Annotated in this window: 19 protein-coding genes; 12 read left to right on the top strand and 7 right to left on the bottom strand. The window is 69.7% G+C overall.

Annotation, left to right across the window (positions count from 1 at the left end):
- Positions 1–5 precede the first annotated feature (5 nt).
- The 4 genes from AMYBE_RS0107705 to AMYBE_RS0107720 are packed head-to-tail and all read left to right on the top strand — an operon-like array spanning position 6 to position 3,352.
- Entirely contained in the window at positions 6–1,040 is a 1,035-nt protein-coding gene (locus tag AMYBE_RS0107705; RefSeq protein ID WP_020658777.1) for a proline racemase family protein, read from the top strand.
- Positions 1,037–1,711, top strand: a complete 675-nt coding sequence (locus tag AMYBE_RS0107710) for a GntR family transcriptional regulator (RefSeq protein WP_020658778.1) — start codon at positions 1,037–1,039, stop codon at positions 1,709–1,711. The genes AMYBE_RS0107705 and AMYBE_RS0107710 overlap by 4 nt, the downstream gene beginning before the upstream one ends.
- Complete coding sequence (locus AMYBE_RS0107715; protein ID WP_020658779.1) at positions 1,693–2,937, top strand: aconitase X; 1,245 nt, start codon at positions 1,693–1,695, stop codon at positions 2,935–2,937. The genes AMYBE_RS0107710 and AMYBE_RS0107715 overlap by 19 nt, the downstream gene beginning before the upstream one ends.
- Positions 2,930–3,352, top strand: coding sequence for an aconitase X swivel domain-containing protein (locus tag AMYBE_RS0107720; protein ID WP_020658780.1), 423 nt, complete (start codon positions 2,930–2,932; stop codon positions 3,350–3,352). The genes AMYBE_RS0107715 and AMYBE_RS0107720 overlap by 8 nt, the downstream gene beginning before the upstream one ends.
- Before the next feature lie 128 nt (positions 3,353–3,480).
- Here AMYBE_RS0107720 and AMYBE_RS0107725 read toward each other — a convergent pair whose 3' ends face one another.
- Positions 3,481–5,598, bottom strand: a complete 2,118-nt coding sequence (locus AMYBE_RS0107725; RefSeq protein ID WP_020658781.1) for a N,N-dimethylformamidase beta subunit family domain-containing protein — start codon at positions 5,596–5,598, stop codon at positions 3,481–3,483.
- A 466-nt stretch (positions 5,599–6,064) separates the two neighbouring features.
- On the opposite strand from AMYBE_RS0107725, the gene AMYBE_RS0107735 reads away from it, so the two are divergent.
- Positions 6,065–7,039 carry an NADPH:quinone oxidoreductase family protein gene (locus tag AMYBE_RS0107735; RefSeq protein ID WP_020658783.1) on the top strand — a complete coding sequence of 325 codons (975 nt, stop codon included), beginning with the start codon at positions 6,065–6,067 and terminating at the stop codon, positions 7,037–7,039.
- Positions 7,040–7,186: 147 nt separating this feature from the next.
- On the opposite strand, the gene AMYBE_RS0107740 is transcribed toward AMYBE_RS0107735, so the two are convergent.
- Positions 7,187–9,541, bottom strand: a complete 2,355-nt coding sequence (locus AMYBE_RS0107740; protein WP_020658784.1) for an alpha-L-fucosidase — start codon at positions 9,539–9,541, stop codon at positions 7,187–7,189.
- A 291-nt stretch (positions 9,542–9,832) separates the two neighbouring features.
- Here AMYBE_RS0107740 and AMYBE_RS0107745 point away from each other — a divergent pair, with 291 nt between their 5' ends.
- The 5 genes from AMYBE_RS0107745 to AMYBE_RS0107765 all read left to right on the top strand — a co-directional run bounded on the left by AMYBE_RS0107745 (position 9,833) and on the right by AMYBE_RS0107765 (position 16,318).
- A complete protein-coding gene (locus AMYBE_RS0107745; protein WP_154676142.1) occupies positions 9,833–12,958 on the top strand; it encodes an NACHT domain-containing protein in 3,126 nt (1,041 codons plus the stop codon).
- Positions 12,959–12,996: 38 nt separating this feature from the next.
- Positions 12,997–14,019, top strand: coding sequence for an LLM class flavin-dependent oxidoreductase (locus AMYBE_RS0107750; protein WP_020658786.1), 1,023 nt, complete (start codon positions 12,997–12,999; stop codon positions 14,017–14,019).
- Between the two features lie 484 nt (positions 14,020–14,503).
- On the top strand, positions 14,504–14,908 hold the full coding sequence (locus AMYBE_RS0107755) for a hypothetical protein (protein ID WP_020658787.1): 405 nt from the start codon (positions 14,504–14,506) through the stop codon (positions 14,906–14,908).
- Positions 14,905–15,501 carry an LppA family lipoprotein gene (locus AMYBE_RS0107760; RefSeq protein ID WP_027927466.1) on the top strand — a complete coding sequence of 199 codons (597 nt, stop codon included), beginning with the start codon at positions 14,905–14,907 and terminating at the stop codon, positions 15,499–15,501. Before AMYBE_RS0107755 ends, AMYBE_RS0107760 begins: the two co-directional genes overlap by 4 nt.
- A gap of 466 nt (positions 15,502–15,967) precedes the next feature.
- Positions 15,968–16,318, top strand: coding sequence for a hypothetical protein (locus AMYBE_RS0107765; protein ID WP_020658789.1), 351 nt, complete (start codon positions 15,968–15,970; stop codon positions 16,316–16,318).
- 211 nt (positions 16,319–16,529) lie between these two features.
- Here AMYBE_RS0107765 and AMYBE_RS0107770 read toward each other — a convergent pair whose 3' ends face one another.
- Positions 16,530–17,927 (bottom strand): IS1380 family transposase, encoded by a 1,398-nt coding sequence (locus AMYBE_RS0107770; RefSeq protein WP_027927467.1) that lies wholly within the window; start codon positions 17,925–17,927, stop codon positions 16,530–16,532.
- Positions 17,928–18,150: 223 nt separating this feature from the next.
- Here AMYBE_RS0107770 and AMYBE_RS0107775 point away from each other — a divergent pair, with 223 nt between their 5' ends.
- A complete protein-coding gene (locus AMYBE_RS0107775) occupies positions 18,151–20,271 on the top strand; it encodes an acyltransferase family protein (protein WP_020658791.1) in 2,121 nt (706 codons plus the stop codon).
- 113 nt (positions 20,272–20,384) lie between these two features.
- Here the strand turns inward: AMYBE_RS0107775 and AMYBE_RS0107780 are convergent, their stop codons facing one another.
- Positions 20,385–22,010: an alkaline phosphatase family protein gene (locus AMYBE_RS0107780; RefSeq protein WP_027927468.1), complete on the bottom strand. Its 1,626-nt coding sequence runs from the start codon at positions 22,008–22,010 to the stop codon at positions 20,385–20,387.
- Positions 22,011–22,012: 2 nt separating this feature from the next.
- On the opposite strand from AMYBE_RS0107780, the gene AMYBE_RS0107785 reads away from it, so the two are divergent.
- Positions 22,013–22,204 carry a hypothetical protein gene (locus AMYBE_RS0107785; RefSeq protein ID WP_020658793.1) on the top strand — a complete coding sequence of 64 codons (192 nt, stop codon included), beginning with the start codon at positions 22,013–22,015 and terminating at the stop codon, positions 22,202–22,204.
- A gap of 65 nt (positions 22,205–22,269) precedes the next feature.
- Here AMYBE_RS0107785 and AMYBE_RS0107790 read toward each other — a convergent pair whose 3' ends face one another.
- From AMYBE_RS0107790 to AMYBE_RS0107800, 3 genes are read right to left on the bottom strand one after another with little or no spacing between them, the layout of a single operon-like run.
- Complete coding sequence (locus AMYBE_RS0107790; RefSeq protein ID WP_020658794.1) at positions 22,270–23,310, bottom strand: ABC transporter substrate-binding protein; 1,041 nt, start codon at positions 23,308–23,310, stop codon at positions 22,270–22,272.
- 47 nt (positions 23,311–23,357) lie between these two features.
- Positions 23,358–24,212 carry an ABC transporter permease gene (locus tag AMYBE_RS0107795; RefSeq protein ID WP_154676143.1) on the bottom strand — a complete coding sequence of 285 codons (855 nt, stop codon included), beginning with the start codon at positions 24,210–24,212 and terminating at the stop codon, positions 23,358–23,360.
- Positions 24,209–25,051: an ABC transporter ATP-binding protein gene (locus tag AMYBE_RS0107800; RefSeq protein WP_020658796.1), complete on the bottom strand. Its 843-nt coding sequence runs from the start codon at positions 25,049–25,051 to the stop codon at positions 24,209–24,211. The genes AMYBE_RS0107795 and AMYBE_RS0107800 overlap by 4 nt, the downstream gene beginning before the upstream one ends.
- Positions 25,052–25,163 lie beyond the last annotated feature (112 nt).

A 25,163-nucleotide genomic window follows, 5' to 3' on the forward strand; every position in this document is an offset into this window, starting at 1 on the left:
GCAGGATGGACCCCATCGAGACGATTGACTGGCACACCGGCGGCGAGCCGTTCCGGATCGTGCCGACCGGTCCGCCCGCGGTGACCGGCGACGGGCTGACCGTCGCCGAACGGCGGGTGGTCGCGATCGGCGACGAGCAGGTGCAGTGGACCCGTGCGGTGTTGTGCAGCGAGCCGCGCGGGCACGCGGACATGTACGGCGGATTCCTGGTGCCGCCGGACGACGCCGGTGCGCACCTCGGGGTGCTGTTCTGGCACAAGGACGGGTTTTCCACCGCCTGCGGGCACGGCACGATCGCGCTGGGCGCGTGGGCGGTGGAGTCCGGACTGGTCGAAGCGCCGGAGGACGGGACGACGGACGTGGTGGTCGACGTCCCGTCCGGCCGGGTCTCGGCGCGGGTTCGCACAGCCGGCGGCGTCGTGCAGGACGTGACGTTCACGAACGTGGCCAGCTATGTGCACGCGCGGGGCGTGAAGGTGGAGACGTCGCGCGGGCCGGTGAGCGTGGACATCGCCTTCGGGGGCGCGATGTACGCGGTGCTGCCGGTGGCGTCGGTGGGCCTGCGGGTGCGGCCGCGGGACGTCACCGAGCTGATCGCGATCGGCCGCGAGATCCGCGACGCGCTCAACGCGGCGGACGCGGCGGTGCATCCGGACGACGAGCGGCTGTCCGGGATCTACGGGACCATCCTGACCGAGGAGGTCGAACCGCCGCGGACGCGCGCGGACGGGACCCGGCGGCTGAACCAGCGGAACATCACGGTGTTCTCCGACGGCGAGGTGGACCGGTCGCCGTGTGGTTCGGGGACTTCGGCGCGGGTCGCGTTGCTGGCCGGCACCGGCGAGCTGCGGCCCGGCGACGACCTGCGGCACGAGTCGGTGGTCGGGTCGGAATTTCGCGCGTGGATCGCGGAGCGGACCACGGTGCACGGGAAACCGGCGGTGGTGCCCGCGATGACCGGGACTGCCTACCAGGTGGGCACGTGCCGGTTCACCGTCGATCCGCGAGACCCGCTGGTTCCCGGGTTCGTGCTGCGATGACCGGCGAGGTGGGCCTGCCCGCGGTGCGGGGCCGGCAGTCGTTGCGCGAGCAGGTGCGGGAGTCGTTGCGGTCGTTGCTGATCGCCGGGCAGCTCTCGGCCGGCGAGGTCTACTCGGCGCCCGCGCTGGCCGCCGAGTTCGGCGTGTCGGCGACGCCGGTGCGGGAAGCGATGCTCGACCTGGTCCGCGAAGGGCTGGTCGAGACGGTGCGGAACAAGGGGTTCCGGGTCACCGAGGTCAGCGACGCGGAGCTGGACGCGATGACCGAGATCCGCGCGCTGATCGAGATCCCGACGATGGCGGCGGTCGCCCGGGCGTGCAGCGGCCAAGTCGCGGCGGGCGTGGCGGCGCTGCGCCCGCTCGCCGAGGAGATGGTGGAGGCGGCGGCCGCCGGCGACCTCGGCCGGTACATCACCCTGGACACGAACTACCACCTGGCGTTTCTGGCCCTGCACGGCAATTCGGCGCTGGTCGAGGTGGTGCGGAGCCTGCGGGCGCGAGCCCGGCTGTACGGGCTGCGTGCGCTGGCCGACGAGGGCACGTTGCCGCAGAACGCCGCCGAGCACCTGGACATCCTGCAGGCCGCGGTCGATCGCGACGGCGAGGAGATGACCCGGATCATGAGTGTCCATATCGGACACGTGCGGCGGCTGTGGGCGGCTCGGCCGTGACCGGGCTGGCGCTCAGCGCCGAGGAACAGGGGATGCTGGACGGGGCGGACGGGCCCGCGGTCGCGCTGGCGATGCGGGTGGTCGTCGCGCTGGCTCGGGCGCGCGGCGCGGAGCGGCTGGTCGAGGTCGTCCACGCGCACATCGACTCCTGCCTCTATCACGGGCCGGTCGGGCTGGACTTCGTACACCGGCTGCGGGAGCTGGGCGGGCGGGTGCGGGTGCCGACCACGCTCAATGTCGGCGCCGTCGACCTGGTGCATCCGGAGCTGGTCGAGCACGCGGCGGCGCGGGAGTTGATGGTCGCGTACGCCGACCTCGGGGCGGCGCCGACTTACACCTGCGCGCCGTATCAGCGGGAGGCTCGGCCCGGGTTCGGCCAGCACATCGCCTGGGCGGAGTCCAACGCGATCGCGTTCGCCAACACCGTGCTGGGCGCGCGCACTGACCGATACGGCGACTTCCTCGACATCAGCGCCGCGCTGACCGGGCGGGCGCCCTACGCCGGTCTGCACCTGTCTTCGGAGCGAGCGGCGCGACTGGTCCTGGACTGCTCGGCGCTGTCGGACGTCGACGAGCTGACCGCGGCGGGGCTCGGTGCGTTGCTGGGCCGGGTGGCCGGTACCGAGGTCGCTGCCATCGTCGGGTTGCCCGGCGACATGCCGGAGGACCGGCTCAAGGCGTTGTGCGCGACGGCCGCCTCGACCGGGTCGGTGGCGCTCGTGCACGTCGTGGGGCGCACTCCGGAGGCTCCGACGCTGGACGACGCGTTGCAGGGCGGCACTCCGGAACGCGTGGTCACCGTGACCCGAGCGGACCTCGAGCGGGAGCTGGACCGGCTGTCCACGGCGTCGGCCGGGCCGGTGGACGCGGTCTGCGTCGGCACTCCACACGCCAGCTTGGCCGAACTGGGGGAGCTCGCGCGTCTCACGGCGGAAGGCCCTGGGGTGCGGGACGGCGTGCGCGCGGTGGTCAACACGTCTCGGGGGACGTGGGCATTGGCTCGGGAATCGGGGGTGCTGGACGTGTTGTCTTCGGCGGGATGGACAGTGCTGACCGACACGTGCTCGTATCTGGCACCGGTGCTGCCTCCGGACACGCGCGTGGTGGCCACCAACTCCGGCAAGTGGGCGGCGTACGCGCCGGCGAATCTCGGGGTGGATGTGGTGCTGACCTCCACCGAGGGCTGCGTTCGGGCGGCTCGGACGGGAGTGGTCGGACATGGGTGAGCGGGCGGCGGCGGTCGGCCAGGTGTCCGGTGCGGCCGAAGGCGAAGTCGTGCGCCTGCGCGAACCGGTGTCTTTTTGGGGCGGCGTGGACGAGAACGGGGCGGTGAGCGACGTCCGGCACCCGGATCGGGGTACCAGCCTGGCCGGTCGAGTGCTCGCGATGGAGTCCGGGCGCGGATCTTCTTCGTCTTCTTCGGTGCTCGCGGAGCTGATTCATGCCGGTGCCGGCCCGGCGGCGGTAGTGACTTCGGCGGCGGATCCGATTCTGGTGCTGGGAGCGGTGGTTCCTGCGCTGCTTTACGGCGAGCGGGTGCCGGTCGTCGTGGTTTCCCGGGAGACGTTGGGCAGGTTGCGCACCGGGGACCGGGTTCGGGTGGTCGCCCGGGAACGGGAGGGCTGGGTGGAATTCTTGTGACGCCCAGTGTCTCGTTCGTCTGGACGGGCGCTGACCCAGGGCCGTGAAGGGCCCCTTGAGGGAATCTGGGTCCGGTAAGGGGCCCTTCACGGCAGTTCCGCCGTAAAGCGGACAGCATCACGTGACGGCTAGGCGAGCGGCGAGGGGCGGGATTGTGCTCTGGCGAACGCGTTCCGCAGGATTTGCTGGATGACCGGGTCGGTCCGGATCGCGCCGTTGAAGGTCAGCGACGACGCGCTGAACACGAAGCCGCCGGTGGGAAGTTCTTTGCAGGTCATGGCTGCGCCGCCGTTGGGGGCGGGGTTGGTGCCCCGGGCGATGACCTCGGCGGGCGAGGCTTCTCCGTCCAGGCCCTGCAGCGTGTCGAATTCCCAAGCGCTCGCCGCGCCGTTCTTGCCTTGGGCGCCGAATTTGTCGCCTGCCGACAACCCGGTTCCGGCCAGGAACGGGTGGTCGTTCTGCACCTGGTAGGGCGCGAACGTCATCCAGCCGTTGCCGTCGTAGCTCACGCCCATCACCTGCGCTTCCGGCAGGTCGTAGTGGTCCAGGTAGATGTCTCGGCTGCCGTCCGCGGCGCGGAAGACCAGCGCGGTTCCGTCCGGGGTGAACTCGGCTCGTTCGTAGATCTGGTTGCCGCCGGTGCCGAAGATGCTGCCGCCCGCGGACAGGTAGTCGACCAGCTTCGTGCGCATGGTCATCGAGAAGTACTCGGGGTGTCCGCCCAGGACCACGGCGCTGTATGAGTCGAGCCAGCCTCCGGTGTGCAGGTCCTTGTCGGTGTAGCAGTCGAAGGCGATGTTCTCGCTGCTGAGCCAGCGCAGCAGTTCCAGATCGCTGTAGAGCTCCAGGTCGTACTGGCCCTTCGGGGCGATGAGCCAGTTGTAGCTCGGCCGCAGGAAGGTGATGGTGCGCTGGACGCCGGCCTGTCCTTCCGAGTACTGGTCGTGGCCGCCCCAGCCGTTGTAGGCGTGGTAGGTGTTCGTCGGCAGCACCACGGCGATCTTGTGCGCGGGAGCGGCCGGACGGACGACGAACGGAATGTGCTGCACGCGGTTGTAGCGCCCGGTGAAGCGGGCGGCGTAGACCCCGGACGGCCAGCTGGCGGGGATGGTGGCGGCGTAGCTTTCCGCCCAGCCGCAACCTGAGGAGCGGTAGCTCGACGAGGCGAGCAGCTGCAGGCCGCCGGTCACGGTGGTGGTTCCGCCGACCGGCGTAGGGGTGTCGCCGCCGGGGGCGACTTGGACGAGCTGGGCGGTGACGGAGGAGAAAGCGGTCGACAAGGCGATGGAGACGCGGCCGCCCGCGGGCACGCTTTGCTGCTGCGGGTAGCCCTGCAAGCCGGCGCTTCGTTCGACCGTGAAACCCTGGCCGACGAGCTGACCGGTGGCGTAGTTGATCCACTGCGCTCCTCCGTCGGAATCGACGGTCTGGAAGTTCGTCATGCGCAGTTCGACGAGATCGCCGTCGTCGCCGGGGACGGTGGAATGGTCGATGCGGATCAGGTAGATCGCGCCGTTGCCGACGCCGGCGAACAGGTCCCGGCGGAACAGTTCGAACCAGTCGTTGTCGCCGATGGTGATGGCCGTGCCGTAGTTCGCCCAGCCGATGCCGTCCCGGTAGCGGTACCAGGTCAGCGAACCGGTGCCGCTCACCGCGTAGATGACGTTTCCGGTGTCGGAGAAGAGATATCGGGCGACATTGAAGCCGTTGCCGAGCGCCTGCGGCGTCTCGAACGTGCCGTTGATCCGGCGGGAGCGGTAAAGCAGGCCGTTGGCGTCGACGCACCAGATGACCCCGCCCGGACCGCCGAAGATCCGCGGGAAGGCGTTGAATCCGGTGCCCACGACGACCCCGGTGCCGTTGTTGGCCCAGTAGCCCGCCCCAGTGTCCATATTGGACACGATGCGCTGGTAGTACAGCACGGTCCCGTCCCCGCGCACGCCGTACAGCACACCGTTCGTGTCGCCGAGCACGGTGACGAAGTCCTGCCACCCGGACCCGATCTGCACCCCGGTTCCCCAGTTCGCCCACTGGTAGGCGGCGGTGGACCAGCCGGTGTGCCGGTACCAGTAGAGAGCGCCGTCCGCTTGGACGGCATAAATGATCCCGTCGCCTCCGCCGACCAGCCGGCTCCACCGCTGATGTGGGTCGAAAGCTGCGGTGGCGGCCGTTGCCGCGGGCGCGTAGCCCTCGGGCACCTCGGTCTCGGTGATCGGCAGTTCTTCGCGTCCGGTGAGAATTCCCATGATCTCCCCTGCGTCGGGTGCGGGTTGCCGCGTACAGCGCCAACCGGATGACGCTCGACGGGTGCCCGGCCGTTTACCCGGCACAGCGAAAATCGCCCGAACAGACCAATTGGCGGCACGAGTTGATCATTGGTCGCTCCGAGGACGCTTTGCTGATCAATTTCGAGAAAGCGATCAAGGCCGCGCAGTGCTCGGATTGTAGTGAATACTAACCTGGATTCCAGTGAATACGGTGAGGGGTTGACTGACCCGGAGCGGGGGGCTGCTGGATTTCGCTCCCACTGGGAATCCTTGCGCTTGGCGAGACCGAGCGCTGCTCCGCCGGCAACCGCATCCGCAGAGCAGGCTCCCGTTGCCCGCCGGCCGGCCCGATCAGCAGGGAAGAGCCGGTCCGAGCCTGCGCGCACTTCCGACCGCTTGGTGCCGCTTCTTCACTCCTGCCCCGCCGGACCTTAGAGTCCGGGGCATGGACGCCGTTTACATCAAGGATCTCGAAGGCCCGTCGACCGTCGCCGTCGCCGAGGCCGAACCGCCTGTCCGCTCCGCCGACCAGGTGCTGATCGACGTGCGCGCGGCGGGGGTGTCGTTCCCGGACGTCCTGCAGACGCGCGGGCTCTACCAGGTCAAGCCGGAACTTCCGTTCGTCCCCGGGGCCGAGGTCGCCGGCATCGTCGCGGAAGCGCCGGCCGGCGCGCACGTGCGCGCCGGCGACCGGGTGGCCGCGCTGCCGTTCCTGGGCGGATTCGCCGAGCAGGCGGTCTGCGCTGCGGACGCGGTGTTCCCGATCCCGGATTCGCTGACCTTCGAGCAGGCCGCCGCGATCCCGTTCAACTACCTGACCGCGCACTTCGCGTTGTGCCGCCGCGGCCGCCTCGCCGAAGGCGAGACGGTGCTCGTGCACGGTGCGGCGGGCGGCGTCGGCACGGCGGTCATCCAGGTCGCCAAGGCGTTCGGCGCGGGCAGGGTGATCGGTGTCGTGTCGACCCCGGAGAAAGGTGCGGTGGCAGTCGAGGCGGGCGCGGACGAATACGTCCTCGCGGACGGGTTCAAGGACGCGGTGAAAGCGGCGACGGGCGGCCGGGGCGTCGACGTGATCGCTGACGTGGTCGGCGGGGACCGCTTCACGGACTCGTTGCGCTGCCTCGCCCCGGACGGCCGGATTCTGGTCATCGGGTTCACTGCCGGGTCGATTCCGGAGGTGAAGGTGAACCGGTTGCTGCTGAACAACCTGGACGTCGTCGGCGTCGGCTGGGGCGCGTACGCGATGGGCCGCCCAGGCTACCTGCTGGGCCAGTGGGAAGAACTTCTGCCGAAGCTCGCCGAGGGCGCGATCGTGCCCCCGGTGAGCGGCAGCTACCCGCTCGCGGACGTGCGGGACGCACTGTCGGCGATCGACAACCGGACCGCGGTGGGCAAGCTCGTCCTGCGGGTGGGGGAGTAGCCGCCTGAGGTCTGCTGGTCCGTGAAGGGCCCCTTGCGGGACTTCCATTCCCTCAAGGGGCCCTTCACGGACTTCTAGTCCCGGATGGGGTCCTTCACGGACTGCCGTGGGGCGCGGAGCTGCCGGGAAAGCGTGCCAGGCGCACCCTCACCGCCAGTCCACTTTGAACACCCAAGCGTGCTTCCCGGCCGCCCGGGCGGCCGCGGGCACGTCGATCACCAGCCGTCCGTTGTTCTGCGTCCAGTGCAGCATCCCGCCGTAGCCGAGCATCGACACCTGATCGCCCGGCCGGATCGGCACCGGTGCGTCCACCACCACCTGCGCTCCCGGCGCGACCAGCGACGTGATGTAGAACGCCGAATTCGGCTGCATCGTGAACCGCAGGTCGCCGAGCTGGGCCATGCGCGACCAGTACGTCGAACCGTAGATCGCTTCGCCGTTGGTCCGCAGCCACTCCCCGGTTTCGCGCAGCCGCTGCTGCATCACCGCAGGGATGGTGCCGTCGAAGTCGGGGCCGATGTCCAGCAGGAAGTTGCCGTTCTTCGACACCACGTCGACCAGGGTGTGCACGACGTCGTCGGTGGTCATGTACCGGTCGTCCGGCGTCGCGCGGTTGTAGCCGTAGGAGAACGGGTCCAGGCCGCGGCTCGACTCCCACTTCGCGACGACCGTGTTCGGGTACGTCGTGTACTCGGGCGTGGTGAAGTCGTGGTCCGGGATGCCGCCGCGGTCGTTGTAGGTGACGTCCTTGGCCCGGCGGCGGTTCTTGGCCCGGTTGAAGTACTCGGTGAGCACGTCCCGGCTGTCGTTGACGCCGCCGATGTCGAACCAGAGCACGTCCGGGTCGAAGCCGGAGACCAGCTCCAGCACCTGCGGCGCCTGGAGGTCCTTCACGAAATCGCGGCCGGCGGTGTAGCCGGTGTAGGGCACCGGCGCGCCGGTGTACGGGTTGACCGGCGCGTGGCCCATCCACGGGTTGTCCGGGTTGTACCACTCGGGCAGCGAGAAGTACAAACCGTTGCGCAGACCCGGGGTATAGCGCCGCGATGCGGCGAAGAGGTCCGCGACGAGGTCCCGCTTCGGCCCGAGCTTCTTCGCGTTGCGGCCGCTGACTTTGGTGTCCCACAACGCGAAACCGTCGTGATGCTTGGACGTGAGCACGTAGTACTTCGCGCCCGCGTCCTCGATCAGGCGCACCCACGAACGCGGGTCGAAGTTCGCGGCGGTGAACTTCGGGATGAAGTCGTCGTAGACGAAAGATTCGCCGTAGGTCTTGGCGTGGTAGGCATAAGTGGCGCCGTGCGGGTCCTGCTGGTTGTTCCAGTACCACTCGGCGTACTGCTGCCCGACCGGTGCCCACGCGGGCACCGAGTACACGCCCCAGTGGATGAAGATGCCGAATTTGGCGTCGTTGAACCAATACGGCGCCCGGTGGGTGGACAGGGACGCGTCGGTCGGCCGGAAGTCCGGGATGCCCAGCGGCACCGGCAGCGACCGGGTAGCGATCGTCGACCGGTCGGCGAGCACCCGGATCTGGCCGGTCGCGGGCGTTCCCGCGGGCACACCGCGATCGGGCGTGAGGCCGAGCCGCACGACGGCCTGCTCGCCCGGGGCCAGCCGGGTGATCGGCGCGGGCGTGCGCACGCGGCCGCCGGGGACTTCCAGCGTGACGGTGATCCGGTCGCGCGCTTCGAGCCAGACCGTGCCGGTGTTGACGATCGTCGCCTCCACCGCCTGCGGGCCGCCGTCCTGCACCAGGTTCGCGGTGGCCCGGCTGTCCAGGACGGTCGCCGAACGGCCCTGCGCGACCGGCTGCAGCGTCAACGCGAACACGTGCAGGCTGGACACGCCCGGCGCGGGCTGGGCGGTCTTCGGCAAGGTCACCGCGACCGCTTCCCGCGCCGGATCGGCCCACAGCTGCGAGGTCCCGATCGAAACCGGGTTCTGGTCGACCGCGCCGCCCGGCCCGTAGCGGAACGTCGAGCTGATCGCGCCGCCGGAGCCCCACCAGTCCGCTCCGGCCAGCGTCGCTGTGCTGGTGCTGCCGTCGGCGTAGTGGACGGTCGCGTCGCCGCCGGTGCCGCCGTAGCTGCACGAGGTGAGGAAGGCGATGTTGTAGTACTGGCCTTTAGGCAGGTCTATCCGCTGGCCGAGGGCGATGACGTTGTTCTTCGCCCCAGCGGCCGCCGAACCCAGCAGGAACGGGATTCCGCCCGCGGTCACCGTGGTACCGGCCGGGATCTGCTCGGCCGGGAACGTGTAGCCGGAGCCGTCGAAGTCGCCGTCGTGCGCGCTCGCGCTGTCGATGGCGTCGTTGTCGAACCACGCGTCGAGCGACACCGGCACCGGCGGAGGCGGCGGCACGACTGGCGTGCCCGCCCCGCCGGAGACCACCGGCTGCACGGCCGGCCCGCCCGCCGCCGAAGCGGTGCCGGGCAGTCCGAGCAGCACCGCGCCGCCGAGCGCCATGCCGAGCGCGTGCCGACGAGGATAAGTCGTCATGGAGCCTCCACAGTGAAGTCCAATGGTCAGATGCCTGACCGGTATTGGCCTCGCAGAAGGAGGCCAGGTGGGGAAATCCGGGGAAGACATCTGATGAATCATCGTCGAGGTGTGCTGGGGTGGTGTCAAGGCGACTGCTCCGGGCGGACGCGCGGTGTCCCGCTCAGCGGGTCAGCACGGCTACTGGTCCGTGAAGGACCCCTTGCGGGAATCTGATTCCCTCAAGGGGCCCTTCACGGACCGTCGATCGGCCAGGATCTCTCCCGCCGCGTCCCGGGTAGGGTGGAATTCGTGAGCGGAGCCGGGCCGGTCGACGGGCATTACGCCATTCTCGTCGTCGACATCAAGGAATTCAGCCGGTTTCCGACCCGGCCCGCGCAGATCGAGGCGCGGGAAGGCGTTTACCGGGCGCTCGAAACGGCGTTCGAGCGGTCCGGCGTTCCCTGGCGGCAATGCCCGCGCGAGGACCGCGGCGACGGCGTGCTGATGCTGATTCCCGGCCAGTTCTCCAAGAATCCGCTCGCCGCGCTGCTGCCGGACGAGCTGGCGCGCGCGCTCGGCGAGCGCAACGGCGGGCTGCCCGAACGGGATTGGATCCAGTTGCGTGTCGCATTGCACGCGGGCGAGGTCGCCGCGGACAGCCACGGCTACACCGGTACTGCCATCAATCTGGCGTTCCGGCTGGTCAACTCGGCACCGCTGCGCGGGGCGCTGGACAAGTCGTCCGGGGCGGTCGCGCTCGCGGTGTCGACCTGGTTCTACGAGGAGGTCGTGCAGCACGCCGCCGCGGCCCGGCCGAAGTCCTACCGGCGGGTGCGGGTGGAGAACAAAGAAACTCGCATCGACGCATGGATCAGCCGGCCGGACGATTCCTATCCGGACCGGCTCGCCGATTCCGACCCGATTCCGGACCGCAATTTCCAGGAACGCTACGTCGATTTCGTCCGCGAGGACAACTCGGGATTCGAACTGTTCAAGGTCGCCCGGCGGCGCGGCCCGGCCGGCTATTCCTTCGACAAGTACTACGTCGTCCCGCCGGTCACCCGCCGCCAGGCAGCCTCGCTCGACCCGGAGCTGACCGGCGCGGGCACGGACTCGGCCAGCGCCATCGCGGACGCGCGCCGCGTGCTGCTGCTCGGCGGCGCGGGCGCGGGCAAGACGACCTTCCTGACCTGGCTGGCCAATGACGTCGCGCGGCGGCACGACCAGGAGGGGCCCTGGCAGGGCGTCGTGCCCTTCCCGATCTCGCTGCGCCGGTTCGCCTCGACCGACCTGCCGACGGACCCGGAGCTGCTGCTGGCCGCCGTCGCGCCCGGGCTCGCCGACGAGAAGCCGGACGGCTGGGTGACCGGACTGTTCGCGTCCGGCCGGGCGATGCTGCTGGTGGACGGACTGGACGAGCTGGTCGCGGACCGGCGCGCGCGGGCCCGCGGCTGGGTCGAGTCGCTGGTGCGCGCCTACCCGGACGCGCGGTACGTGGTGACCACCCGGCCATCGGCCGTTGAGGAACAGTGGTTCGTCGACACCGAGAACGAGGTCGGCCTGGAGCGGTTCGAACTGCCGGAACTCAGCAGGCTCGGCCTCGGCCGGGTGATCGACCGCTGGTTCGCCGCGGCGGCGGACCAGGAACCGAGCGCCGGACCGCGGGAGCTGTTGAAGACTTGGCCGGAGCGGCTGCGCACCGAGCTGGACACCCGCCCGAACCTGCGCGGCCTGGTGTCCAGCCCGCTGATGGCCGGGCTGCTGTGCGCGCTGTACCGGGAGGACCAGTACCTGCCGCGCACCCGCCGGGAACTGCTCGACCAGGCGCTCGACCTGCTGCTCACCCGCTGGGACGACACCGCGCACGGCGGCATGGCGGTGGTCGACGGGCTCGGCCTCGGCAAGGCGGAAAAGCAGATCCTGCTGGAGCGGCTCGCTTCGTCGATGGTGCGGCGCAACGAACTGCTGGTGGCCGGTCCGGAAGCGCTGGTCCGGCTGGACGCGGCGAAGAAGGGGCTGCGCGCGGAGAGCATCGATGCCGCGCCGCTGCTGCAGCACCTGCTGGAGCGGTCCGTGCTGCGGGAAAGCGCCGCGGACGGCCAGATCCAGTTCATCCACCGCACCTTCCGCGACTACCTGGCCGCGGCCGATCTCGTGAAGCGCGGCCAGCTGGACGAGCTGGCCGGCCACGCACACGAGGACTCCTGGTACGAGGTCGTCTTCATGGCCGCGGCGCGGGCGCGGGAAGGCGAGGTCGCCCAGCTGCTCGACAAGCTCCTGCAGCGGGCGAGGCACAGCACGGACCAGGCCGTCGCGGACCGGTTGAAGCTGGTCGCCGCTGCCTGCCTGGAGTACGCCGACGTGGTGGATCCGCACAGCCGGCGGATCGAGGCGGAGGACGCGGCCCGCCAGCTGGTGCCGCCGCGCGACGTGCAGCAAGCGGAGATGCTGGCGAAGGCCGGACGGTTCGTCGTCGCCCTGCTGCCCGGTCCGGACGAGCTGACCGGGCCGAACCGGGACACCGCGGCGGCCGCCGTGTTGCGGACGCTCGCCTTGATCGGCGGCGAGGAAGCCTGGCAGAAGATCCGGCCGTTCACCGCGATGCATCAGTCCACCGTCGTCAACGAGTTGCTGCGCGGGTGGCGGGCGTTCGACTTCGCCGAGGCGTACGCCGCCGAGCTGCTGTCCCGGGTCGACTTCGGCGACCTGGTGCTGAACGTGCACCGGTGGGGGATGCTGCCCCCGCTGCGCCACCTGACCACGCTGAGCGCGGTGAAGCTGATCGGCGACATCGCGCTGGTCAGCGAACGCGACGGCGTGCGCCCGCTCGCCGCCTTGCCGAGGTTGCGGCGGCTGGAGATCGCGTCCAACGAAATAGTCCGCGACCTGCGCCCGCTCGCGGAGTGCCGGGCGCTGCGCGTGCTGACCGTCGCCGCGTACAGCTCGCTGCGGGACCTGTCCGGGCTGGCCGGTTCGTCGGTGGAGAAGCTGCGCCTGCTCACGATCGGCAAGACAGTGCGGAGCTATCCCGCGCTCGAGACGCTGGCCGGCACCCCGCTGCGCTCGCTGTCGCTGCGCCATCCCGGGCTGGCGGACGGCCTGCACCCGATCCCGGCCGAGCTGGCGCTGACCGAGCTGGCGGTCCACAACCGCGCCGAGAACCGGTCCCTGCGCGGCATCGAGCGGCTGCCGCTGCTGGAGAAGGTGACGGTCAACGGCGTGCTGCTGCCGGAGGACGTCGCGGCGCTGGCGGAGTTGCCCGCGTTGCGCCGTCTGGTGCTGCACGATCCGTACCCGCTCGCCGACCTGGCCCGGCTGCGGCCGCTGGCCGGCCGGCTGCAGGTCCTGGAGCTGCGCGGGGTGGACGAGCCGGACCTGCTGCTCGCGGCTAAGACGGTCGGCGAGGAACTGGCGGCGAAGCTGCGCGCCGGATAGCCGGGAATGAAACCGGATAGTTGAACGTTTGACGAGGCGTGAAGAAGATAGGCTTCCTCTCGTTCGGCCACTGGTCGGAGAGCGCGCATTCGCAGACCCGGTCGGCCGCCGACTTCCTGCATCAGTCGATCGACCTCGCCGTCGCCGCCGAGGAGCTCGGTGTGGACGGCGCTTACTTCCGCGTGCACCACTTCGCGCGGCAGGCGGGCAGCCCGTTCCCGCTGCTCGCCGCCATCGGCGCGCGGACGTCGAAGATCGAGATCGGCACCGGCGTGATCGACATGCGCTACGAGAACCCGTTGTACATGATCGAGGACGCCGGCGCGGCGGACCTGATTTCGGGCGGCAGGCTCCAGCTCGGGGTGAGCCGGGGGTCCCCCGAGCAGGTCATCGACGGCTGGCGCTACTTCGGCTACGCCCCGGCCGAGGGCGAGACCGAGGCGGACATGGCCCGCGAGCGCGTCGAGGTCTTCCTGAAGCTGCTCGAGGGCGAAGGCTTCGCGAAGCCGAACCCGCGTCCGATGTTCGCCAACCCGCCCGGCCTGCTGCGCCTGGAACCGCACTCCGAGGGCCTGCGCGACCGGATCTGGTGGGGTTCGGGCTCGAACGCGACCGCGGTCTGGGCCGCCAAGCTGGGCATGAACCTGCAGAGCTCCACGCTCAAGGACGACGAGACCGGCGAGCCGCTGCACGTCCAGCAGCGCAAGCAGATCGAGGCGTACCGCGAAGCGTGGAAGGAGGCCGGGCACGAGCGCGAGCCGCGCGTGTCGGTGAGCCGCAGCATCTTCGCGCTGACCAACGACCTGGACCGGGCCTACTTCGGCAGCGACCGCAACTCGCGCGACCAGATCGGCATGATCGACGAGAACACCCGGGCGATCTTCGGCCGCTCGTATGCCGCCGAGCCGGACGAGCTGGTCCGGCAGCTCAAGGAGGACGAGGCGGTCCAGGCGGCGGACACGCTGCTGCTGACAGTGCCGAACCAGCTCGGTGTCGAGTACAACGCGCACGTGCTGGAGAGCATCCTGACGCACGTGGCCCCGGAGCTCGGCTGGCGCTGAAGCACGGCTCGCGGTCCCGGGCGGCTTCGGCCGAATAGGTCTAGACAATTTTAGTAATGGTCTAGCTGAGCCTGGTAAGCGGCTAGTGTCGCGGTCCAGGCACCTCCTCCCATTGATGCCGGGACCGCTTGCCGTGGCTCGTGCCTGTTCCGCTTGCAGACGGGTGGCACGAAGAACCGGGCGGTAACGGGCTTGGGCTGAGTAATCCTGCTTAGACCGCCCTAAGCAGAGTTCCGCGTTTTTCCAGGTAGATGGCCTGTCCGCGGGTGGCGGTCGTTGAATTCGGCGTTGTTGGTCCCGTAGTGTGACCGGGTGACTACGGGAGGGGAGTCATGGGGTTCACGACGGTGCCCGAGGCGCTGCGGGCTGCGTGCCGATCGGCAGGGGAGAAGGTGGCCAAGCTGCGCGGTGCGGACTGTGCTGAGCCAGTCGGGCGGGTGGCCGGCGCGGTTCGGGGTGGGAAAGCGACGGTCGCGGCCGGGCAGTGCCGGGACGCGTTGGCGGCGACACCGGATGCGCGCTGAGCCACGACGCGCCGGTCCAGGACGCGATGCTGTTCGGTTCCCCCGGGCAAGGCGCGGAGCACTTGAAAGTCCCGCAGGGTCACCTGTACGCCGCCCAAGACGCCGGGGACACCCTCGTGCCCAACTACGGCAACACCGGCGCGCTCGGACCCAGCCCCTACTTCAGCCCGGACGCGAATAACTACCACCAGATGTCCACCGATGCCAGCGTGACCGAAGCGGGCCCGCTCAACGCCACGAAGGACCACGGCGGCTACCTCGACGCCCAGTCGACCAGCCTCTACAACATGGCCGCCATCACGACCGGACACGGTGCCGATCTTGCCCAGTACAAGGGCACCGTCGTCGCGGACGGTCCCCGATGACCCGGCCCAGCCGCCTGAAAGCGGCGCTCGCCGTAGCCCTGGCCGCCGCAGCCCTGACTGCGTGCAGCGTCGAAAAGTCGCCTTTCCCAGGAGACAACGTGGACCGAGACCCGGCAGAAGTCTGGGCCGCCTTGATGCGGCTGCCCGACACCGACCAAGCCCGCCAGCAATACCAGCAACTCGACACCGAACTCCGCCAAGCCCTCACCGCCGCCATCCCCAAACTGGGGCCTTGGAAACCTAGTGAGAACGCCACCGGCTCGCGAGCAGGATGTGGCGCACGGTTCCCCGGCGTCGGCAACGACGGCGAGCAGGCAAGCTTGGGCGACCACGTGGTGCCCGGGAACCTGCCGGACGCCGACTACGAGAAAGCCCTCGCCGTCATCGGGACCATCGCCAAGCGCTATGGATTCGACCCGCAGCCCCAGCGGTTGCACGACGCACCCGGATCACACGACGCCGTGTTCCACAACAGGACCGACGAAGGGGAAATTTCCTTCGGCACTGCGGTAAATACCAGCCTTCAGCTAAGCCTCAGCTGCCATCTATTCCCCGCTGCCAAAAAGCGCGGCACACCCTCCAGCACACCCTAACCGGGGCAGCGACCGGTCCGGCAGCACCCAGCCGCAAGAACCCGCCGCGCCTTCCTCTCGGCTGCACGGCGGGGCGGTTTTGAGACCGCATCAGGTACTGCGAACGCAGGTCCACACCGCAAATCCGTGGGAGAATCGACTGGCAGCTCCTGGCTTCCCGGGTCCGACTCGCCGATCGCCATGGGAAACATCATCGTGGGAAACAAGCCATGACCCGCTCCACGGCGAGAAGAACTAACGACGACTGGCGGCACCGCGACGGCTATCCTCCTCGCCTTGACCGCATGCGGAGGTCCGCCCATGGAACTCACTGTCTCGGCCGAACAGGCACGACAAAACGGGCCCTCTTTGTTCAGTTGTCGGGGAAACAGCAGTAGTGATTGATCGCGAGGGCCACGGCGTCTGCTTGCTGCGGCGTGGGTGCCGAAACCCCTTTCTGGTGCCCACAAAGGGGTAATCCGGTGCTTTGACCTACCACACGATGGGCAGCGCGGACTTCCTGATCGCGATGACCGACATGCTGCGCTCCGGCTTCCAGGTCGCCAACACCGGTCAGACCTTCCCCGGCCTGCGCGACGACCAGATCGCGGTGGGCGTGCCCGCGGCGGTCAGCGCCGGCAACGGGTTCGTTTCCCCGGACGACGTGCACACCGCGCTGACCTGCCTCGCGCACGGCACCGGCTGCGGCTCGTACGCCTTGCGCGGCGGCCCGTCGCCGGCCCTGCGCGGGCTGATGACCTGGTCGGTGAACTGGGACCACTACTACGACTGGGCTTTCCAGAATGCGCATCGGCCGTTCCTGAACGCATTGGGATAGGCGTTCCGCGACGGTTCTCTGACCAGCTGTCACCATTCCGCGGAGTCCGGGAAGGGAACATTGAGGGAATCAGACCTCGATCCACCGATGTGAGTTTGTGTTGGTGTTGGTGGTGGGGTGTGGGTCGTGTCTTGTGGGGTGGGCGCGTTGGTGTGGCTGGCGTCGCACCAGCGTGTCCACTGCGGGTTCTCCGGTCGGGGGTGGGCGGGGGTCAGGTTGTGCGGGGTTTTCGGCGGGCGGGGTCGGGTTGGTGGGTGGCGGTGAAGAGGCCGAGGTAGCTGTCGGCGCGGGGCCAGTGCTGGGGCAGGTGCAGGGTGGTGGTGCGGGCGGTGCGGGCGAGTCGGGCGGCGACGGCGACGAGGTGGGCGCGGATGGTGGCGGTGCGGGCGTTGGCGTGGAAGCGGCTGGCGAGGGATCCGGCGGCGCGCAGCAGGTTGTGGGCGAGGGCGGCGAGGGCGAGCCAGGCGGCGTTGGCGGCGAAGCGTCCGGAGGGGAAGTGGGCGAGGGCGGAGTCGTTGAGGTCGGCGAAGATCTGCTCGATGGTCCCGGCGCGGCCGCGGTGGTGGGTTTCGGCGGTGACGGTGTCGAATCCGGTGTTGGTGAACACGGCCTGGTAGCGGTAGGCGGGGAACAGTTCGCCGGTCGCGTCGCGGGCGGTGTCGCGGACGCGGCGGACGACGAGGCGGGCGGTGATGCGCTGGCCGTTGCGGGTGGGGTTGGCGAACGCGGTGCAGGGGATTTCCGCGACGTCGGCGGCGCGGACCCAGGTCCGGCTGTCCTGGTCGTAGACCGGGCGGGCGTAGGCGATCGGCTGCCACGCGTTCTCGCCGATGCCGGCGATCGCGGCGCGGACGGAGGGGTTCTGCGGTGCGGTGACGGAGAACCGGGCGCCGGCCTCGGTGATCGCGGCCAGGATTTCCCCGTGGTAGAAACCGGAATCGAGCCGGACCACCAGCGTCCCGGTCGCGCCGCAGGCGCGGGCGGTCGCGAGGTTGGCGCGCACGAACGACACCGCGTTGCGGGCGGAGTGGGCCTGCCCGCCGCGCAGCCGGGTCCCGGTGATCACCGGTGCGCAGACCGGCGAGGACAGGCAGCCGGCGAGGAAGTTCAGCCCGCGGACCTTCGTGTAGCCGAACGCGGCGCCGTCCTTGCCCGCCCCGAACACCCGGGTGATCTTGGAGTCGATGTCGAGGAACGCCAGCTCGCCGGCCCCGCCCAGCAGCCGAGGGTCGTGCGCGGCCAGCTTCGCCAGCACCCCGGTCGCGACGTTCTGCAGCTGGGCCACGTGGCCGAGGGCGAAACCGCGCAGGAACGTGCCCAGCGTCGAGGGCGCCCGCGCGCCCGCGAACAGCCGCGGCATCGCGCCGTGGCGGACGATGTCCAGATCGTCGATCGAGTCCGCGCCCGCCGCCATCCCGGCCACGATCGTCGACACCTTCGCCCCGGCGTTGGCCCCCGCCGTGGTCCCCAGCGTGAGCAGCTCGTCGGCCAGCCCGCCCAAACCGGCACGCTCGGCCAGCCGCATCACCGGCACCAGCCCCGCATGCGACACGAGATTCGGATCGTCGAACCTCGCCGACACCGCCCCGGCAGTATGCAATGATCGCATCCAGCAGATGCCCTCTCCCTCGGTGACAATTGCTCTGTCGCAAGAACAATCATCCCAGGCCAGAGGGCATCTGCGCGTCCAGACACGACCTACACCACCACAAACACCGGTGGATCCAGGTCAGAGTCCCTCAATGTTCCCTTCCCGGACCGTGGTGCCGCCGCGTCGGGCGTCCCGCTAGCATCACGGGACTTCAGCGGGGTGGATCAGAGGGGAACCGAACGTGGGCACGGGGATTTTGCGCGGGCCGGTGCTGCCCGGACGGGTGGTGGACGGCGGACGAAGACCGGAGGTCTTCCGGCCGGACATCCAGGCGCTGCGCGCCGTGGCGGTCGGGCTGGTCGTGCTGAACCATCTCTGGCCCGCCCGGCTCACCGGCGGATATGTCGGGGTCGACGTCTTCTTCGTCATCTCCGGGTTCCTGATCAATTCGCATCTGCTGCGCGAGCACGCCGGCACCGGCCGGATCCGGCTGGCGAAGTTCTACGCCCGTCGCGTGCGCCGCCTTCTCCCCGCCGCGTTCCTGGTACTGGCCGTCGTCGTGTCGGCCGCCTGCTTCCTGATGCCGTTCCCGCGCTGGGAATCCACCGCCCACGAGGCCATCGCGAGCGCGCTGTACTGGGAGAACTGGCTGCTCGCCGCGAACTCCGTCGACTATTCGGCGCTGACCCAGTCGGCGAGCCTGACCCAGCACTACTGGTCGCTGTCGGTCGAGGAGCAGTTCTACCTGTTCTGGCCGCTGCTGCTCCTGCTGCTGTTCAAGATCCGCGTGCGCCGCGCCCGGCTGATCGGCATCGCGGTCGTCGGCCTGGCGTCGCTCGGCTTCAGCGTGTGGTTCACCGAGGCGGCCAAGAGCCAGGCGTACTTCGTGACCCCGGGCCGGGTGTGGGAGTTCGCGATCGGCGCGCTGCTGGCGTTCGCCGGCGCGAAAGCCGTGCTGCCGAAGATCGCGGCGAACCTGGCGTCGCTGGCCGGTCTGGCCGCGATCGTCGGCGCCGCGCTCCTGTTCGACGACCAGACCGCGTTCCCGGGGGCGACCGCGCTGCTCCCGGCCGTGGGCACCGGACTGGTCATCCTGGCCGGCGCCGGGCAGTCGCGGCAGTGGCACACGCCGCTGTCTTCGTCGCCGCCGGTGCAATGGCTGGGGAACGTCAGCTACTCGCTGTACCTGTGGCACTGGCCGCTGATCGTGCTGGCCCCGTTCGCGTTCCCGCGCGCATCGGACGCCGGGATGCTGACCTGGCCGCTGAAGGTCGGGGTCGTGGCCGCGGCACTGGCCGCGGCGTACCTGTCGAAGCGGTTCGTCGAGGACCCGACCCGCAACCTGCCGCTGCTGAGCCGCACCACCGGCCGGACGTTCGCCGCGATGGCGGCCGGGATGATCGTGGTCTGCGGCGCGGCAGGCGGCCTGACCTGGACCTACCAGCGGCACGCCGACGAAGCCGCCCGCGACGTCGCCGCCGAGTCCGCCAGTCCGTGCCACGCCGCCTCCGCGCTGGCGCCGGGCAACGCGTGCGCCGACCGGTTCGGCCCTGCTCGCACGGTCGCGATGGGCCCGGCGAACCGGTACTACGCTCCGCCCGAGGACTGCCCGCCGCCGCTGGCGCAGTACGCGACGAGCGACGGCACGAAGACCACCACCCGGTGCGACTTCAGCGGGGGAGCGCCCGCCCCGACCGTGGTGTGGCTCGTCGGCGATTCGCACGCTCAGCAATGGCAGGCCCCGGTGCTGAGCATCGCCCGCAAGAACCATTGGCTGCTGTACACGAGTTACCTGGGCGGCTGCCCGTTCGCCGAGGTCAAAGCCACCGGATACGACAAGCCGCTGCCCGGCGGCGACCGCCGGTGCACCGCCTGGACGAAGTCGATGACCGGCGCTATCGCGCAAACCCGGCCCGCGTACGTGTTCACGTCGTTCTTCGGCCGCCACGAACCGGCGGACGACCACTCCGGCCGGTCCCAGACCGAGCAGTACCGCGACGGGCTGAACTCCTACTGGTCCCAGTGGACCGCCGCGGGCGCGAAGGTGCTCGTGCTGGCCGACCCGCCGCTGAACGGCCTGGTCCGCTCGCCGGACTGCGTGGTGCTGAACCCGAACGACCCGCAGCCGTGCGCGGTGCCCCGGTCGGTCGCACAGCCGGAGGACCCGCTCGCGGCGGCGGCCCGGGCGAGCGCCGACCCGAATGTCCTGCTGATCGACCTGACGGATTACTTCTGCGACCGGGAACAGTGTTACGCGGTGGTGGGCAAGGTCAGCGTCTATTACGACTCGACGCACCTGAATCAGGAATACAGCTTGAGCCTGGAGCCGATGATCACCGCCGCGGCTGGGATACCGGGTTAGCGCGCCGCCAGCCCTGCCCGCCCGCTGCGCCCCGGGTTTCAGTCCGTGAAGGGCCCCTTGAGGGAATTAGATTCCGTCAAGGGGCCCTTCACGGACGGTGGGCGCAGTGGGCGTCAGCGCTGTCCGTCGAAGCCCGGCAGGACCGGGGTGTCTTCGGCGCGCACCGCCTGCAGCGCCCGCGGATCCAGGTGCAGCAACCGCAGGATGGTCGGCGCGATCTGCGTCGTTTCGACCGGTGCCGGGATCCGCCGGCCGTCGCCGCCGCTCACCACGATCGGCACCGAGCGGTCGTCCGCCGCCGCGCCGCCGTGTTCGGCGATCTTCTTCTTGCCGCCGGTGTAGACCACGCCGTGCTGTGCGATGCCGATCAGATCCGGCACTCGCGCATCACCGGGCTTGACGCCGAAGTACTTCGCCGCGTCCGCGCCCGCGTGCACCGCGGTCAGGCCCGACTTGGTGAACGGCTTGGCGGCACCGGTGATGCCATTGCCCGTACCGGATTGCCCGAGCAGGTAGTCCTTCGCGAAGGCGGCGGCGGCCGCCGAGTGGTCGGAGAACCACAGCAGCATTCCGTCGTCGTCGGTCGACTGCACGACCAGATCCGCCGCGCCCGGGTGGGCGGTCTTCCACGCGGCGTTGAGGCCGTCGAGGAGCTTGCCGTCGTCGATGCGGGTAAGCGCGGCCGGGTCGATCGGCGACTGGCCGTGCTTCGCGGACAGGATGACCGTGGTGGACCGGTCCAGGTGCTGCTTCTTCAGTTCCGCGGTGACCGCGCCGACCTGGTGGTCGATATAGTCCAAAGCGGACTGCAGCAGCGGGCCGGGCGTGCCGTTGGCCTGGTAGCCGCCGGTCTTGCCGTCCGACGCCGGCAGTTTCTGGGCGGTCGACACGCTCTGGAAGTTCATTCCGAACACACCGGGCGTGCCGGTCTTCGTCCGTCCACTGTGGTCGAAGCCGTCGATCTCGTTGAGCACCGCCTTGACCTTGTACGAGTCGTACTGCTGGGTGGACGCGTTATCGCTCGTCCAGTCCCCGCCCGCTGGGGCGGTGCCGTTGATCTCCGGGGTGAACAGATCCTCGATGCCGGTGCCGGACGGGCCGCTGAGCATTTCGTAAGCCGGGTGCTTGTCCGACCACGCGGTCCGGTATCCGGCCTCGCGGGCGACCTCGAAGACGGTGTTCGCCTTCAGATACTGGTGCGGGTAGACCGGCTTGCAAGTCTTCGGGTCGACCGGCAGCGCGGCCGGATCGAGCAGGGTCTGCGGGGAACCGGTCATCGCGAGGACGCCGCCGGGCAGGCCGGGCAGCCCCTGACCCGCGTCGATGCTGGCCTTGTTCCGATCGAGGTCTTCGGTGTAGTCGACGATCGCGCCCGGCTTCGCACCCGCGCAGGTGGTGGTGCCTGCGGGCAGCAGTGCCCGGTTGTAGGTGGCGTCGTAGTAGATCCCGGTGGTCTTCGGATTGCCGCCGGTCACCTGGGCGACCATGCCGGGGAACGAGTCCGACGGCACCGGCGTGCTCGCGTGCGAGTAGTCGGTGCCGTGCGCGGCGAGCGCGGCCAGCGCCGAACGCGGATGGGTCGCGGTGTACCAGTCCAGGTCGGACTGGTGCAGGCCGTCGACCGAAAGCAGCAGCACGTGCTGGCCGGTCGCGGGCTGCGCCGCCAGGGCAGGCACCGCCGCCGCCACGGTCCCCGCGGCCGCCAGTGCAGCCGCCACGCGCAAGCGAATTCTCGACACGGGTGTCCTCCTCGTCGTCCGGCGCATTCGCGCCGCCCGCCGAATTCCAGGCTGCGCACAAAGACAACGGCGAACACCGGGCAGAACAGGAGATGAACGGTTTTCCGGGCCGGACTTCTGGCGGCAATACCGGCGGTTCCGGCATTTGCCGCGCAACCGCGCGGATCGCCGGCGAACAGGGCCGGATGTCGTGAAGGGAACCTTGAGGAACTCAGCGTCCCTCAAGGTTCCCTTCACGCGTTCGCCGCAGTCGGGTGGGTCAGTGCGCGGCCTGCACGAACTTGTCCGTGTAGGTCTTGCTCAGGTCGATCTGCTTGCCCTTCACGTCCGGGTTGAACGCCTGCAGCACCGACAGGTCGGTCTTCGGCCCGTCCGGCGGCATGATCCCGGTCGCGTTGTAGATGCCCTTTTCGTTGTCGAATGCCTTCGCGTAAGCAGCTTTGCCGGGGCCGGCGTAATAGTCGGCGGGCATCACGTCGGCGACCTGTTGCCCGTTGTGTCCCTGGATCCACTTGAGCGTCTTGACGTAGGCGTTGACCAGTTTCTGCACGACGTCCTGGTGGCTGTTGACATAGCTGGTCGCCATGTACAGCGAAGTGGCCGGGTATTCGCCGCCGAGCTGCTGTTTCGTACTGGCCGCGGTGCGCATGTCCAGCAGAATGTAGGCGGCGCCCTGCGCGAGCGCGGTGGACACGGTCGGCTCCGTGGTCATCGCGCAGTCGACGTTCCCGTGCTGGAGCGCGCCGATGAGGGTCGCGCCGGACTGCACGCCCACCCGGTGGATCTTGGTCGGGTCGACGCCGTTCTTCTGCGCCAGGTACTGGGTGAGGAAGTCGGTCGACGAGCCGAGGTCGGTGACGCCGAGGTTGCGCCCGGACCAGTCCGCGGGGGAGTGGACCTGGCCCTTGACCTCGTTGCGGCACAGCTCGACCTCGCCCGGCGTGGTCAGCATCGACACCACCGATTCCAGCTGCTGGCCGAGGCCCTGCATGGCGATCGTGTGGTCGTAGAAGCCGCCGACCCCGTCGATCTTGCCCGCCACCATGTTCGTGGTCGCGTCGACGCCCGCGCCCTCGTCCTGGAGCGTGACGTTGAGTCCCTCCTGCTGGTAGTAGCCCAGCCGCTGGGCCAGCATGAACGGCAGATAGATCTGCTTGTTCAAGCCGCCGACCATGATGCTGACCGGGGCGCCGGTGCCGCCGGTCGAGCTGGTGCCGGCGTTCTGGCTCGCGGTCGACGCGCAGCCGGCGACTCCGAGCAGTGCGGCCGCGAGCGCGGCCGCCAGTTTCTTCGCGGACAACGGATTCTCCTCTTCTGGGGGCGGGAACTCTGGGGCGGGAGTACGGGTCAGAGATCGGGGCCGGAGAGCTGGGCCGGCCGCCAGCGCAGCAGCCGGCGTTCCAGCCGGGTGATGAGCCATTCGGCGATCAGCGCGACGATCGCCATGATCACCATCGCGGCCCAGACGCCGCTGGCGTCGAAGGTGCCCTGCGCGTTCTTGATCAGCACGCCGAGACCCGCGTAGCCGCCGAGGAACTCGCCGACGATCGCGCCGATCAGCGCGAACCCGAAACTGATGTGCAGGCTGGCGATGATCCAGCTGAACGCCGAGGGCAGCACGACCTGACGGGTCACCTGCCAGCGCGAGGCGCCGAGGATGCTCGCGTTCGCGATGAACGTGCGGTCGACCTCGCGGGTGCCCTGGAAGGCGTTGAAGAACACGCCGAAGAACACCAGGACGATCACCAGCAGGATCTTCGATTCCAGGCCGAGGCCGAAGGCCAGCACGAACACCGAGCCGAGCACGATCCGCGGGATCGCGTTGAGCACCTTGATGAACGGGCCGAACACCTCGGACAGGAACCGGATCCGCCCCAGCGCGATGCCGCACACGATGCCGAGCACGGTGCCGATCGCGAAGCCGATCAGCGCCTCTTCGAGCGTGGTCCAGATCTGCGCGCCGAGCGAGCCGATCGCGGTGCCTTCGGCGAACCAGGTCTTGAGCCGGTCCAGGATGCCCGACGGCAGGCCGTACAGCACGATCGCGTGCTGGTCGCCCTGCACTAGCAGCTGCCAGCCGCCGAGGATCACCACCAGCACGGCGACCTGCGTGCCATGCACCAATGCGCGGTGCCGACGGCGGCGGGACCGCGCCGGGGCGGCGGGCGGCGTTTCGACCGCGGGCTGGACTTCGGTCATCATGACGCCTCCTTCGCGCGGGTCGTCTGCGCGTAGGCGACGTCGACCTCGGCACGCAGCGCTTCCCAGATCTGCTGGTAGAGATCGACGAACCGGCGGTCGAAGCGGATCTCCTGGACGACCCGCGGGCGCGGCAGGTCGATCCGGTACTTCGCCTTGACGGTCGCTGCCGGGCCGGCGGTGAGCACCACGACGGTGTCCGCGAGCGCGATCGCCTCTTCCAGGTCGTGGGTCACGAAGACCACGGCCGGGCGGTTGAGTTCCCACAGTGACAGCAGTTCGTCGGACATCTTCGCCCGGGTCTGCACGTCCAGCGCGCTGAACGGCTCGTCCATCAGGATGATCCGCGGTTCGTTGATGAGGTTCTGCGCGAGCGCGACGCGTTTGCGCATCCCGCCGGACAGCTGGTGCGGGTAGCGGTCCTCGAAGCCGCTCAGGCCGACCCGGCGGATCCAGTCGCGGGCGTCGGCGATCGCCGTGCGCTTGTCGACGCCGCGGAAGCGCGGGCCGGCGGAAACGTTGTCCAGCACGGTTTTCCACGGCAGGATCGCGTCGGTCTGGAACATGAAGCCGACGCCGGGCGTGATGCCTTCGACCCGTTTGCCGTGCACCTCGGCGACGCCGACGGTCGGCCGTTCGAGCCCGGAGACGAGGGTCAGCGTGGTCGATTTCCCGCAGCCGGTCGGCCCGACCACAGCGCAGAACTCGCCAGGGGCGACTTCGAGGTCCAGGTCGCGCAGCGCGGTGTAGGGCTCGGCTCCGTCGGCGGCGAACCGTTTCGTGACTCCCCGCAAGGAGATCGCGGGCGGTGCCCCGGGGCCCGATGTGTCCACTGTGTCCACTGTGGCGTCCTCTCGCCTGGGGTGCGGTGCTGGGGGAGGACGGTAAGAACCGGCGGGGCGGCGGCGGAACGTTGTGCGCGATACCCGTGGTTCTGTTCATAAAGTTCGCCCC

The sequence above is a fragment of the Amycolatopsis benzoatilytica AK 16/65 genome (assembly GCF_000383915.1).
In the GTDB taxonomy this organism is placed as follows: Bacteria; Actinomycetota; Actinomycetes; order Mycobacteriales; family Pseudonocardiaceae; genus Amycolatopsis; species Amycolatopsis benzoatilytica.